16 protein-coding genes are annotated in these 13,410 nt (G+C 44.7%); 3 read left to right on the forward strand and 13 right to left on the reverse strand.

The genetic code is table 11. The features are described from left to right. Positions 1 to 49 precede the first annotated feature (49 nt). Positions 50 to 754 (reverse strand): VirB8 family type IV secretion system protein, encoded by a 705-nt coding sequence (locus ICN12_RS08010; protein WP_216271984.1) that lies wholly within the window; start codon positions 752 to 754, stop codon positions 50 to 52. Between the two features lie 582 nt (positions 755 to 1,336). On the opposite strand from ICN12_RS08010, the gene ICN12_RS08015 reads away from it, so the two are divergent. Further along, entirely contained in the window at positions 1,337 to 1,540 is a 204-nt protein-coding gene (locus ICN12_RS08015; protein ID WP_216271985.1) for a hypothetical protein, read from the forward strand. Here ICN12_RS08015 and ICN12_RS08020 read toward each other — a convergent pair. From ICN12_RS08020 to ICN12_RS08050, 7 genes are all read right to left on the reverse strand, one after another. Next, positions 1,537 to 2,628, reverse strand: a complete 1,092-nt coding sequence (locus ICN12_RS08020; protein ID WP_216271986.1) for a TrbL/VirB6 family protein — start codon at positions 2,626 to 2,628, stop codon at positions 1,537 to 1,539. The two genes, ICN12_RS08015 and ICN12_RS08020, sit on opposite strands and share 4 nt — an antisense overlap. A 9-nt stretch (positions 2,629 to 2,637) precedes the next feature. Continuing rightward, a complete protein-coding gene (gene virB5, locus ICN12_RS08025) occupies positions 2,638 to 3,381 on the reverse strand; it encodes a P-type DNA transfer protein VirB5 (protein ID WP_370624993.1) in 744 nt (247 codons plus the stop codon). A 60-nt stretch (positions 3,382 to 3,441) separates the two neighbouring features. Then, the gene (locus ICN12_RS08030) at positions 3,442 to 5,886 is read right to left on the reverse strand and encodes a VirB4 family type IV secretion/conjugal transfer ATPase (protein WP_216271988.1); all 2,445 of its coding nucleotides are present in this window, start codon (positions 5,884 to 5,886) and stop codon (positions 3,442 to 3,444) included. Between the two features lie 2 nt (positions 5,887 to 5,888). Then, complete coding sequence (locus ICN12_RS11000; protein ID WP_216271989.1) at positions 5,889 to 6,206, reverse strand: VirB3 family type IV secretion system protein; 318 nt, start codon at positions 6,204 to 6,206, stop codon at positions 5,889 to 5,891. A 14-nt stretch (positions 6,207 to 6,220) separates the two neighbouring features. Next, positions 6,221 to 6,586 carry a TrbC/VirB2 family protein gene (locus tag ICN12_RS08040; protein WP_216271990.1) on the reverse strand — a complete coding sequence of 122 codons (366 nt, stop codon included), beginning with the start codon at positions 6,584 to 6,586 and terminating at the stop codon, positions 6,221 to 6,223. Positions 6,587 to 6,696: 110 nt separating this feature from the next. Beyond that, positions 6,697 to 7,755 carry a helix-turn-helix domain-containing protein gene (locus ICN12_RS08045; protein ID WP_216271991.1) on the reverse strand — a complete coding sequence of 353 codons (1,059 nt, stop codon included), beginning with the start codon at positions 7,753 to 7,755 and terminating at the stop codon, positions 6,697 to 6,699. Beyond that, positions 7,752 to 8,084 (reverse strand): hypothetical protein, encoded by a 333-nt coding sequence (locus ICN12_RS08050; protein WP_216271992.1) that lies wholly within the window; start codon positions 8,082 to 8,084, stop codon positions 7,752 to 7,754. Before ICN12_RS08050 ends, ICN12_RS08045 begins: the two co-directional genes overlap by 4 nt. A gap of 141 nt (positions 8,085 to 8,225) precedes the next feature. Between ICN12_RS08050 and ICN12_RS08055 the strand changes: the two genes are divergently transcribed. Next, positions 8,226 to 8,780, forward strand: a complete 555-nt coding sequence (locus ICN12_RS08055; protein WP_216271993.1) for a hypothetical protein — start codon at positions 8,226 to 8,228, stop codon at positions 8,778 to 8,780. Here ICN12_RS08055 and ICN12_RS08060 read toward each other — a convergent pair. Beyond that, positions 8,761 to 9,129 carry a hypothetical protein gene (locus ICN12_RS08060; RefSeq protein ID WP_216271994.1) on the reverse strand — a complete coding sequence of 123 codons (369 nt, stop codon included), beginning with the start codon at positions 9,127 to 9,129 and terminating at the stop codon, positions 8,761 to 8,763. The genes ICN12_RS08055 and ICN12_RS08060 overlap by 20 nt on opposite strands. A gap of 372 nt (positions 9,130 to 9,501) precedes the next feature. Here ICN12_RS08060 and ICN12_RS08065 point away from each other — a divergent pair, with 372 nt between their 5' ends. Then, positions 9,502 to 9,876 (forward strand): hypothetical protein, encoded by a 375-nt coding sequence (locus tag ICN12_RS08065; protein WP_216271995.1) that lies wholly within the window; start codon positions 9,502 to 9,504, stop codon positions 9,874 to 9,876. A gap of 694 nt (positions 9,877 to 10,570) precedes the next feature. Here ICN12_RS08065 and ICN12_RS08070 read toward each other — a convergent pair. From ICN12_RS08070 to ICN12_RS08085, 4 genes are read right to left on the reverse strand one after another with little or no spacing between them, the layout of a single operon-like run. Continuing rightward, positions 10,571 to 11,008: a single-stranded DNA-binding protein gene (locus tag ICN12_RS08070; protein ID WP_216271996.1), complete on the reverse strand. Its 438-nt coding sequence runs from the start codon at positions 11,006 to 11,008 to the stop codon at positions 10,571 to 10,573. Further along, on the reverse strand, positions 11,009 to 12,055 hold the full coding sequence (locus ICN12_RS08075; RefSeq protein ID WP_216271997.1) for a ParB/RepB/Spo0J family partition protein: 1,047 nt from the start codon (positions 12,053 to 12,055) through the stop codon (positions 11,009 to 11,011). After that, positions 12,055 to 13,041, reverse strand: coding sequence for a ParA family protein (locus ICN12_RS08080; protein ID WP_216271998.1), 987 nt, complete (start codon positions 13,039 to 13,041; stop codon positions 12,055 to 12,057). The genes ICN12_RS08075 and ICN12_RS08080 overlap by 1 nt, the downstream gene beginning before the upstream one ends. Next, positions 13,007 to 13,387: a transcriptional regulator gene (locus ICN12_RS08085; RefSeq protein ID WP_216271999.1), complete on the reverse strand. Its 381-nt coding sequence runs from the start codon at positions 13,385 to 13,387 to the stop codon at positions 13,007 to 13,009. Before ICN12_RS08085 ends, ICN12_RS08080 begins: the two co-directional genes overlap by 35 nt. Between the last annotated feature and the right edge of the window lie 23 nt (positions 13,388 to 13,410).

A 13,410-nucleotide genomic window follows, 5' to 3' on the forward strand; every position in this document is an offset into this window, starting at 1 on the left:
ATTGTTAATAATTTCGGTGAGTTCAGCGCCAATCTAATTGACCCGGACATCATGGGGTCACCTTGGGTCCAACGCCGGTAAGTTCGGCATCAACGACATATCCATTAACGGTAAAGCCTAACGGGTTATCGATAGCGAAACCTGTTTGAACATTGTTTGCTAGTGGCTTATAGGCGTAACTAAGGGTCGCTATTAACTTCTCTGGTGGCTTATCAACACCACCCTGTCTGGTTACGCGATCAAATCGAACCACCGCCTTACCAGGCTCTCCGGGCGGAAGAGAAACGGTTAAGCGTGTTATGCGCTGATCCGTATCCGACCCAAGACGTTTATCCTTGGCATTTATTCCCTCAAATTGAGCGTCATACATCCTACCGGTTCGCTCATCCGATAAATTCATCACATGATCATGGTCATGTTGCAGTAGAGTCCAAACATAGCGCTCGCGAGATGAGACGTAATCGGCTATGTAGTGCTTATCAATTAATTCGTTTGTTTGCACTGTGGATGAACCGGTAGCATCAATTAATTGAGTTTCACCAGTGGTCTTGTCCACTTGGAAAACAAGAGGTATTACCTTATAAAACGGCAACATTATCAACAGCCCGATAAGGCATAAGAGGGTAATGACTACAGCTACTCGAGCAATAATCCACGCCCTACCCTCTGATTTTTCAAGCATCTCTTGGCGACTGGTTTCCCAGTGAGCTGCCGCATCGTAAAATTCACCGTCTAAAGGCTTTTTGCTGGCCATGAAAATCCCATCAAGTTAATTGCGAAGGGCGCTAACCCTGTTGGTACCGCTATTTAAAAAACAGTGCTTTGATATTTAATGAATTGCCTAGAGGCTTATCCTATCAAGTTCAACGCGCTAACGTTTGGTAATCTAACGAGAATAATTTTACTACACTCACCACGAAATTCAAGAGCTTTTAGTGTTTTCTGTACCACATGATTGTATTGGCCCAAGGAAGATAAAATTTCCACAGATATCCAAATATCAATATAGTTGACACAACATTCACAATCGTAGATCCAGGTTTAATCAGCCCCGCCCAAAAGGGTGCGCTGGCAGTGAAATCGACGAGTTGGTAACTCATCATCGGAATTCCCACCATGTAGAAATACTTCTTAAGGGCAGAGCTTGCAACTGCGTTTGGTTGCTCAAAGGCGCCGCATCCTGTACAAACAGTAGCGCCAACCGAAATACTGGTGAGGCAAAAAGGACATTGTTTCAAATTAACTCTCCATGTAAGATAAATAGTATGGCGCTTGTCATCAAAATTGTTAACTAGGCGTTAATATATTAATACTCCGACGAACAACTAAGGAAAATATGAAAAATAAACTCACGCTGATTGCAGCCCTATTTCCACTATTAATCCTCACAGCCTGTAACGAAAGTGAAGAAACAAAACCTACAAGTCAAAATTCGGGTAGCGCAGAGGACAAGGTGATCAAAGCCATGAGCGGCACAAAATTGCCTAAGTTCATGGAGGCACCAAAACCGAATAACGCCTCTGAAAGCACAAAACCTTAACCATTGCGCTTTCGAACCATCTCCCTCCCCCGCGCAGCGATTTTCCCAAGATTTTGACCAAGACGCTCCGACCTTGACTGTGTAGGGGGACTCCCATTAGTAATTGAGCCACCTTTATCTCCGCCTGGACTCTTCGGTGGTTTTGGTATTCCAGCCCTATTTATAATATTTCTAGTAAGCATTCCACCTAGGAACGCAGCTGCAGAACTACCTGCAGGAGATGAGCCTGAAAGTGCTGCAGCAATCCCAGAAATACGAGTTCCAACCCATCCCAGCATTAAAAACATCAAAACCAACTGTGGCACAAGAAGCAGAATGTCAGTATTGGCATCTGCCGCAATCGCCCATGCGTCGGCACTCTGTGCTGTCGCGCCAGGTAGCGCTTCAATCAATATGCTCTCAATAATAGAAACCGTCATCCCCATGTAAGCAAAGCAAAGCATCGAGAATACGCATAAATTCCCAACTTTAGAAATCCAGCCATCAAAGTATTTTTTGGTAGGCTCAAATGCCAGAGCACAAATAAATAATGGTCCAACCCCTAAAATAAGCTGAAGGGCAAGATAGCAATAGAGAATTTCAACCGATATCACCAAGTAGTAGAAAACAATCCCAATTGATAAAAGAGTTGCATAAATCGCCACCAAAATTGAAAGCCCTATATTTGTGAGCCCTCCATTCTTTAATGCAGTCCAAAATGCTTTAGTAAACTCCATTGAGTGAGACTCATTGCAGTCGATCATCTGAAACACTTGGCTTGCGCTAAAATTACAGTTGTTAGAACCTTTTAACGAAACCAACTTTCCAAGACTAAAGAACACATCATTGACAACGGGAATAATCTGCGACTGATATGTGCCAACACTAAGACCCAAACCTAAGATCATGGCAATTTTGGTTGCCTTCCACGTGAAATCCATTACTGGGGCCTGGGCCTGCCCCCTGGATACTGCAAGTCCGTAGTTAATGATCCAGATTGTTACCCCAATTCCAACTATCGGGGTGATGGCCCCAATGATTGCTGCCGAAGTCTGATTGACATAAACATCAACACCATTTTGCAAGCCCTGAGCTACAGTAGTTATCATTCCCATGATTTATTGACCAACTGCAAAAGTCTTGGTGGTAAAAGTTGGTCGCCCCGTTTTGGAAAGGGCGTTCATCATATACTCATTTTTCTCTTGCTCAATCAACTTTGTTTGAGTCTTAGCTAACTCAGTTGCGATACTTAGCTTGGCCATTGCGTTCTGCTGAAATGATTGCTCAACTGTCAATCGCGCCTGCAATTCTGCGATAGCTTTAGGATCTTGAGTAAAGTTAATTTGAGCCATTAGGTCAGCGATTTTTTTATCATGTAACTGAACCTGTTCATAAGCTTGCTGAAACAAGTCTTGGTCAGCAAAGTTCTTATTAAGACTGCTCATGCAGGTATTTCTTGGGATGCCAGCCGGAACAGACTCGCAACTAAAAATTGTCTTGGCATTCCTAGCTGCTTGTGCGGCGCTATTTAGCGTAATCCAGGGGTTTTTAGTGTTGATCGCCGTATATACGTTACGAATATCTGCCGGCAAAAATTGCTGCAGCTGTGGATTTGATAACAACGAGCCATACCCTCTAATGCCTGTAAGAGCTTGGTATTGAGTTACAGACTGGTCGTATTGCTGTTTCATCGCCGCAATCTGCTGCTGCCATGCAGTAATTGTTTGAATCATATTGGTGTAGTTGGCCGCGTCAAATACCGGGATTCCCTGCGCATGTGAATGTGAGCTCATCGACAATACGCTCGCAAGTAATAATGGTTTAATTATTCTGACAATACTTTTTTTTGTGCAAAACATCATAGTGAAAATCCTTATCAAGTAATTTAAATACTCCGCGCTAACGTCTTTAGTGCATCTGATTTATTGCTTACGAAGACTCTTTTCTTTCTCCTGAGCCTTGCGTAATTCCATATGCTCTTGAAATATTGGTAGCCATGCTTCGGGCGCATCTCCCACTTCGGCACGAATAGCATCAAGCATTGCTAAGTTGTCCGTCGAAGAGCTCAATATATTTAGATACTCACCCAGTCCGCCAAGGTCAAGGGTCACTATCGCAGTTCCATGACCTTGCTTGATTAGCATTTGTCGGCTATGAGGTTCGAATGATTTAATCGTTTCGAACTCAGCCTTAGTAAGCGAGAAGCCGTTTACATAATCGTCATAGCTAGCCTTTGGGTTTGGGAGAAATATTTGTGTTGCGCTTTGCTCAACCATTGCCGCTACGTGAGGAGTTTTTAAAATTTGCGCTGGTGATTGGGTATCAAATACGCCAAATCCATTTTGTTTGCGAATGGTGTATTGCTTGTTAACAGCAAAATCAGTACAAGCTGGCAACTCAAGTCGCTTCCAAAACTCAGCCATGAAATACATGAACCTACGCCCATCTATCAATGAATTGGCCATGTGTAGCAAGATGGAGGTAATAGGATCAAGCACCTCTGGCGACTCTAGTAAATCAGTGTCATCGAATCCCAATAGGTGGTCAGATGAAAAATCAATTGTGAGTTCTGGGTTATCCGCAACCCACGCCAAACTGCCTCCTGTAGTAGCACACCATTTTGCCAAGTGCGCGGCTACGCCATCGTCATCGGTATTAGGTAGCTGTTGGTGAACCATGGAGAGACGCCTAAACTTCATCTCCATTTTTAGCACTTGGGTGACTGCCGCAGTGATTTGCTCCTCTTCTTTGGGCGTTACCCTTCTTGGTACTCGTTCTTTAATAAATTCAATGTTATAGGCAGTGTTCTGCGGATTGGCCGGAAGCTGCAGTGGATTTAATCCGGTTGGAACGCCTCTTTTAAAGGTTCGGTAATTTCCACCCAGCGCACGAATCGCAATTTCAGCACCCCTATCTTTGTCCCAAAAAAGAATGGTTGGTTTATATTTCAGGCTCATCATCATGAGAAAGAGCTCTACAACTGTTTTACCTGTACCCGTGGCCCCGATAATTGTTGTGTTCCCTGGCGCTTTATCATCAAAACTATCAACATCATCACGAGTCGCGTGCCAATTGAAGTAGTACGGGTTGCCGTTAGGCGTCTTCAAAACTGTTACCGCCTCACCCCAAGGGTTTCCATTGCGTTTCCCCATTGCAAAGCCATGAAACGCGCTCATGCCGCAATAATTTCTACTGGTTAATTTAGCCTCTCTTGGTCGATACTTCCAATTGCCTGGCAGTTGGGAAAACCATGCTCCATCTGCGAGTAGATCTATCAATGCAGTTTGGAAGCCAGCCTCCTCTAGAGTGGTTCTTGCTCCGGACAGGTTTTTTCTTGCGGCTGCAGGCGAATCTCCAAAAACCGCAAGGCTGTAATGGAACTCCCCATAACAGAATACCCCGTCACCCAAATCGTCTAGCGCCCTATTGAGGGCCTCTACTTGAGATGCAGCAATATCTTCGGATGCTCGCAATTGTTTTTGCTGAAGCTTGATTGCTCCTTCAGCCTGCCTTTTGCTCATGATCGTAAAGCTCATGGTCTCAATGAACTCATAATCCAAGTACAGAAGCAAATTAATAATTCCAGGCGATGTTTCTGGCGGGTAATCCTGTAAATCTAGTAGGGCTACATACTTAGACCCTTTTGGTCCGCGCAGCTCAATTAATTCGTCCTGGACAAACTGGCGAGTCGTAGGCAGCGATTGAGAAATTGACTGGTAGCTAGCGCTCCTGACGGGCTTCCAGTAGCCATTTACCAAATAGGCATAAAACTCCCTTTGTCTATTAAAAGTATCGCCCTCATAAACATAGTCACCCAGTAATGTAGGGTCATATTCTCGAAGGCTAGAATTCATTTTGTTAATGAATTCAGCCATCTTTTTTAGATCTTCAGCCTCATCATGTCTAATCTGTTCTAGGCTTCGCATTGCCTGACGAGAAAAGAATCTTGATAATCCTTCGGAAGCCTGTTTGGCTCTTGGTGGCTTGTAAACTAAAGTCAGATAAAACTCATTGGCCATCATTCGATAGCCCTGGAAGGTTTGGTAATACTTGGTTGCAATCTCTTTGGCAACAGGCTCTTCGTAATCCGTTTCAAGACGGTCACTAATCTTGCGACGTAGCCTATGTGACCAGAGGGCAACCCCAAATCCTAGGCTGCGCACCATGCTGTTGAAACTGTCATGTCGCAGCTCAATATCTTCCGGGTCTTGCGCCTCAAATGAGATTCCATCAAGCCTCCATGTCGCCAAGTATGAGCCGTCACTATTCTTAACAATGCTCTCGGTAATTGGTGTATTAAATGGAATAAAGTCGGCAAGACAAGCCTCCCTTGTTGCCAGCTCTTCATGTCTTGGTATTGCGCCCATAGTTATTTCCGGTTTCGTTTTTTATATTTGATTGGGGAGTAAGTTATTGCCCCCCAATGTTTGGCTGATACATGCTTTGCAACCCTTAGCAAAAAGCGTTTTAAGAGCTGTAATAGCCGCTGGTCATCATGACTACTAACTTTGCGCATCCAAAAGTAAACAAACCCTAATAGGCACAAGCAAACCAAAGTAAGGTATGGACTTATAAATAGAGACCAAAATGAGAGCAAAATTAATGGCATGGCCACAGCCATTAGCGGGAGCATTGGAACTCCCGCCAATAGCGATGGCCTTGTGCAACCTTTAAATACAGAGTCCACGATCTGCCTTTACCTTACGGAGCCATTAAGTAGCCACCGATGGCAGTTGCACCACCAGCGAGTAGGCCACCACCCAATAGATGAGACACATCACCAAAGCTTGCGCCCTTAAACATCATTTTGTAGCCAGTCCACAACGACGCGGATGATCCGGTTGCAATGCCAACCGACATAAGCGTTGTGGACACCGTATTAGCAAATGTGGAAGCTCTAGCAAGCTGTGCAAACGCTGGGTTTGCTTCAAGGGCTACACCCAACATTGCAATTTGGAACCCCGCATGAACAAGACTGATATCACTAGATTTACGATCAAATTGATTTTTGGTGTTTCTTAAAAATCTTTTGCCTTTAATGGTTAATGCATTTTTAAAAGTCTTCATAACTACTCCTATCAAAGAGACTCCCCACTATTTCCGAGTGGGGTTTTCGGTTTTTCTTTTCTCTTCGATGGAGTCGTTGGGTTGCTTCTATGGTGCTGCTTATGGTTAATTTATTGGCTGACTGAGTATTCCCTCCTATCTCGCTCGTATTGCTCGTAGGGTATCTGACGGTAAGCTAAAACTCGGAACTTAAATTCCGGGAAGGGCTCACCAGGGTGAGGTTTGCACCCTATCCGATTCGCTTCATTTTCAATGCCAGCATCAGTGACATACCATGGTGCAGCATTGAGACCCGAACCATTTCCACTCGCTAGGGCACTAGTAGACTTTCCCGCCTTGCCTGCAGAGGCGATGATTGAATCCAAATAACCGATGGTTACCGGAGCTGGATCACCCTGCTTTTGACGTTGAGCGACCGCAGTGTCGTAGGCTGCCTTAAGGGTGTTAGAGGAAACCCCGACTTGAAGCCAGTAGGAAATTTTTGTGCGATCGCTTGGTGAGACTTTGACCGTCTTACCCCTACCCTGCTCCCAGGTTGAAATTAATTCAACGACTGCCCCCAAGTCGTTATGCTCTGCAGCATTTGTTTTTTGGTTTTCAGGGTTGTGGAAAACTTCATTCTCTGTCGTCGTCGACGATAAAGGATGGTTAAAGGGATGGTTATGGGTGACAAATTGTCGGGGTGGTGGTGACAAATTGTCTAAATTACGACCGTTTGTCGGGGGTGACAAATTGTCGGGGGTCCCTACAGAATAAGGGTTTCCTGTTGGGGGTGACAAATTGTCGGGGTGACAAATTGTCGGGGCGTCATTTTGACGGGGTGAATTTTTGTCGGGGTTGTGGATAACTTTTACACCATCTTGGTGATCATCTTCGTCAACCTCAACCCACTCTTTTCGCTTTAACTCCACCAATCTAGAAAGAAAAATAGTGAAATAAGTTGACCGTCCATAACGCGCTTGGCGAGAAATTAAGCCATCTTCCTCAAGTTTTTTTAGGCTTCTTTGTACGGATCTATCCGACAAATTGCACTTGGCAGCAAGGTAGGCAATACTTGGCCAACACTCTTTGCCAAAGTCGTTAGCTTGGTCAGCCAAGGCTATCAATACATACTTTTGGTTATGCTCAATATCGGCATCCCAAACCATTGATTGCACTTTTACACTCATAACGCATCCTCCTCGTGCAGAGCTTTGCGAAGCTCAGGAGTCCATTTCGGGAATCGATCAGGAAGAATTTGGTACCCATGACTAATTGTTGATTGGCCATTGGGATTGCGAATTGATACAGATCGGTTTTCAATAATTCCTTTTTCTTCTAAGGACGTTAAATGCGCCCCAATCTCTTCGTCAGTGAGGCTTGTATCACTTGCCAGCCGGTCTAACGGCAGTATTGCTAACCCCCCATCGGTAGCGGTAAATGCTAAGCGCAGAAGCACAAATTTTTCCCTTGAGGGCAAAGCGCAATCAGAGACTTGTCGATATAGATGGAGGCTCATAAAAAGCTCCTAACACCAAAATTAGGGGTGGTTGAGTTTCCTAGGTAGAATTTATTACTCACTTCTTTCCGTGCGGGTGGAGCCGCAATACGGGACCGGTGGGTAATTTTCAGAACCCTACTTCGATAAGGAAACTCAACCGTGGACAATATCTGGGAAGCTTTAGTTTTAGTTGTCATAATGTTTATGTTGGGTGGTGGAACTGTAATCACTCTTCTTGCTATTGTTAGCTGCTTTTGGAAGTGGCGATTAAAAATTCGCATCATCAACTGCTTTAATCTTGGAATTGAAAAATCGCTTACGATGGAAGAAATTTTTATTCTTTCAAAAAGGCATGGCTTAAGTAAATTTGAAATCCAAAGTACCTTAAAGTGGGCCTTGGATACGGCAACAAAACTAGACAGTCTAGAATTACGCCAATATTGTTTACAAAAATTAACTGCCCTAGATGAACACACGGCATTCGATGATCTACCCGACACAATTCGCAACAATCTTTTAAAGATAAACAGCGTGTTAGAGGGTTCGCAAAAAATTCTAGCGTTGAACCTAGCGGATAATCTCCAAGAATTCTCTAAGAGGAAAAATACCCAAAGGTGGGTGCAAATATTTATCTCATTTGTAGGTGGTACGGTCACGGTCTTAACGTTGCCATGGATAGCCGCTTTAGATTGGATCATGAGTTTTCTCCGTTAGCGCCTGGTAAGTGAATCAATGCCAAACAAAGGCATGTCGGAAATGCTGCCCAAAGTATTAACGCCCTGGTTGGAGGGGTTATGTCAGCAGTTACCAAGATCAACATCAAGTACAGCAAGAAGGTATTAAATAATGCGAGCCATTTCCAGGCAGGCAGCAGGCGCAGCCAGCCAGTGGAGCGGTCGCTATATCGGAGAACTAGTACCGCAATTACAAAATTGAACATTACGGCAAGCGCAGGGATCCATGCTTGATTCTTAAAGTGCAATTCGAGCACTGTTGCCGCAATGGGGGAAACAAAAATAAACTGCGCTGAAACAAGGTTTTTCCAGAATAGATGCGTCCTCATACGGGCACCTCGGCACAAAATTTAGTCGCAGACAGTTTTATACTACTCGTCGCGCAATGCAAATCTTGACTTAGTTTCGCGTAAATTCCTGGAAAAAAGGTGGCGGACCCCCGTGCAAAGCTATTGCCATGGCAAGCCCCATTCGCAGTTGACGCTGCATTAAATGGGGTTGATTGCCATGTTTCCATCAAATCACCTCTCAGGGAGTCCACCATGGACAGTACTTTTGGAATTTGGCTAGAGCTTCCAAAAAATGGGGTGATCAGATCCCCTGGGTAGAATTGCTTAACCACTTCTTTCCGTGCGGCAGGAACCGCAATACGGGACCGGTGGTTAATTTCAACCAACTTAACCTTGATAGGAGATCTGATCGTGGACAACTTTTTCGTACTCTGGCTTTGGCTATCGGCCGTAAGCGGGTTTGGCGTTTTATATACCGTATTGGTGTATACCCAACTAATTGCCGAGATACGGTTTGCCGATGCGCTATATATGCTTGCCGATAGCCCAGTAAAAACTGGGGCTTTGTTTGCAACCCTCTCAACAATCATTAGCCTTGTTTCTCTATTACTTTCCAATATTCCATATTGGGTATCAGAGAAGCCATTTGGTTGGCACAACTTGGCGACGCGATATGTCATCGTGCATGACCAATTTGGCACCTTGCTGGTAGGTGGGTCGATTGGTGGCGCGGCAATTGCAAGCCTGCTGCTCGCAACACTCCTAAAGCGCCAATTTGTAATTTGATGTTTGTGAGTAAACCCACCCCTAGCCTGAGTGGCTCCTTCTGAGTGATGCCCAGAAGGACGCTTCTGACCTACTAAAGGCTGACCAACATCGATCAACCCGGTTCCTGTAATTGCGGGGGTGTAGCGCATTACAGGCCTATCTCCCATCGCAGTAATGTCAGACCCAGCGCTAACTAATGCCTGCATTTCAAACCCACGACGGGCGGGCCGTACCGTTACCAAGAGAATCAAATGTCCTTCTGGTAAGAGGGCAGTCCGGTTAAAGTCCGATTGGCCAAGGTGCCATCGGACTGAGTTGCTACTGTATTTATTCAGAGTTACAATAAAAACAACCGAAAGGCAGGCATACCGTTGAAGCGGTAGCACTAATTTATTAGCTACTACCCTCCTATCAAGGCGGTGTGTCTCCAGCAGGCTAGGGTTAAGAGGGTGCGCTAACACCCTCTTTTTCCCGCTTTTTATAGTGTTTGCATACATATTCGTCCACACCATATTTCTAACGTGGGTTTTAGCTAACACTGAATTATCAATTTTCCGATCCTGCATATAGATCGGATTTAGGGAGTGCGCTAACACCCCCTTTTCCTCACCTACAGCCACCCTCCTATCAGCCTTATTGGTTGTATTTAGAGACGCTTTGAGCGCCCAATTTTGATGACTCCAAGATGGCTGCATCGTAGTGAAAGCGACATTCATCTCGATACCCCCTTCTTCACAGACTCTAACTTTGCAGCCTCAAATATTTCCGAATCACTAATTGCGGGTGGCTCGATCTTGATTGCCTCGCCTTTAGGAACCGGGAAATTACTTGTTAAATGCTTAATCTCCTTAGCCTTAAGGTAAGTGCGGCTGCTGCCAGGATTGCTTGGTGTTGGCCAGTTTTCAATGCTGCCCGCAACTCTTAAGAGCATTCCTTTTTTTAAGAAATCGGCTGAGGTAGTGGCCAGACGACGATAGGCATAAATTGTGTGCCAATCTATTTTTTCGTTTAAGGAGCCATCCAAACCTTTCCAGCGGCTTTGCGTAGCAATTTGCAAGATGGCAACCTGCTCACCATCTGGCATATTTTTAAGCGCTGGAGCATTACCCAGATAGCCAATAATTTGAAATTGATTCACGGTTGAGCTCATTTAGTCGCCAAAATAGTTAGTTAGAACTAAAGCCTCAATTCGGCTCAACGCTACAGCGGAAGGGTTTTTTGATAATTGCAGTTTGATGTTGTGTATAACTCCTGCAACATCTACTGAAAGACTCTTGTTGATCACAACTTCCTCTTTCGTTTTGATGGGAAGAGGCTTAACAGTTGTGTGATCTTTAGTTTCTGCTTGAGGCTCATTATCTTCATCGAGTTCATCATTATTTTCAGATGGAATTTCAGGAAGAATATGCTTGCGAGATGTCTCCAAAATTTGGTCTTTGGTGCTAATTTCATCAACAGACTTATCGACGAATTCAGCGGGAGAGTTTTCCGGAGTTGACTCGTCTTCGGTTGCCAAAGATTTTGATACAGCTCCCAATGATTTACTGGCATCATTAATCATTTGATTGGTGATGCTTTCATTGGCCCTCAACAAGTCCAAAGCCACATCCGCAGACTTCTGATACAAAAGATTTAGGTTGTAAATTGATTGAACACCACGAATTCTCTTCTCCATCACGGCATCAAGAATTTCAGATGGGGCTTCCAAAATTGCTAGGTGATAAGTTATGTACTTCTTATTTTCATCAAGCTTCTTCGCAATCTCAACATTAGTCTCACCCCTATCTTTTCTCTTCTGGATAAAGCGAGCTATATCAATTGGAGATAGGTTTGCGCGCTTAGTATTCTCAGCCACTTGTGAATAGTCATCAAACAAGATTTCATCTGATTGAACAATTGCGGGAACCGTTTCTTTGCCCGCCAAAACGCTAGCGCGATAGCGTCGAGCACCCTGAATGATTGTGTAGAAGCCATTGTTAGCGGGGCGAACAGATATGGGCTGTTGCACCCCTCTAATCCGAATATCTCCAGCAAGGCTTTCCAGCTGCTCTTGGTCGAATTCAGTTCTCGGTTGATCCTTGTCTTCGCAAATCTCGCCTACAGGAATTGATAAAACAACAGCCACTTGGTTATCAGCAATCGCTGGCGTATCAAATGCTGATAGATCAAACATTGGCTTTTTATTGACAGCATTCATTATTCGTCTCCTGTCAATTCTTGAGCTTTAGTTTGCTCAATGACTGCTATGTCATCGGTCTCAACCTGGCTATCAGGTCCATAAAGTTTTGCCAGCTTTGCTTTTTGCTTTGCTGCTTGTTGCTCAAGATCCTGCTTTTCTTTTAAATCCTCCAGGAGCGCTGAATAACCCATTCTGTCCAAAACTACATCAAAGACATTGCGTAATTTCCACCATGTTTCACGGGCACCATTGTTGGTGGAGGTCATGCTGGCAAGGGACACGCCCAAGCCTTGAGCCTGCCTAATACATTCACGCTTAGGAATAACCATCAACTTGCCGTCGTTATCTCGCAAGAAGTGCTTTCCCAGTGACTCAGATAAGTCCGCCAATGCTGTCTTTTGTTTTGGGGTTGACTCAACCATATTAGGCAAAAAGCCTAAGAAATCTAACTTTGGGTTGGTGGTTCCCTTGATGCGCAAAATTCCTCTAGATGCGTTAAGCGTAGAGGCCATTCCCTCAATAGATTCTTGGCTTAATTGAATTGGGCAGATCACATGACTTGCCAATGCAAGCGCCATGGTGACGCGTGTATCCAGAGCTGGAGGCCCATCAATAATGCAAATGTCGTAGTGGTTTTTTGCTGAGTCCAAAAACTTTGAAAAGTTTTGGTGTGCAAGTGTTGCAATCTCGATGGCCACGCCATCTTGATCCGTCTTTAATCTTGCCCGCTCAACTAGCTCCGCGGTCACCTTGCCATCGGCCGGCAGCAGATCAAATGTGCCGTTAAATTCTGGCAGATCACCTTTTAGGACTTGCGTAATCGTATTTTTCAATACGTTCACATTTGTCCTAATAAGTCCCTGACTAAAGTTACCCTGATCATCTAAATCGATCATCAACACGCGAAGGCCTAATGTGCCGGCATAGCGGGCAAGTTGTCCGGCTATGGTCGACTTGCCTACGCCGCCTTTATTTATGCTTACTAGTAGTGTTTGCATGTTCATGCTTTTTTCCCTCCTCTGGGGTGGTTTGGTTGATAAGTAAAGTGGTTGGTTTGTGCTTGTTGCTCAAGATCGGCTCCGCAGGCCAATGGACGTGCCAATCCAAGGGGCGAAAACGCTCCTTTTTAATTAGCCCATTGCTGAGCTTTTCTATGGTTTTTGCTGTTGTTACGGGGACGGGGTTCTTGAGGCTCTTCCAGGCAGATATGGCTGCAGAGCTGATTTTTAGACGACGAGCAAGGGCCGCTTGCTTTCCAAAGAATTGGATAGCGTCATCTATAGCAAGTAAGACCTGCTTTTGGTGCTTCTTTGTTAGTTTTTGAGAGGCTTTAGAATCAAGAACCGACATTTAGTCAGTTCTAGTTTTTTCTT

It is taken from the genome of Polynucleobacter sp. AM-25C3 (assembly GCF_018882335.1).
Lineage (GTDB): Bacteria > Pseudomonadota > Gammaproteobacteria > Burkholderiales > Burkholderiaceae > Polynucleobacter.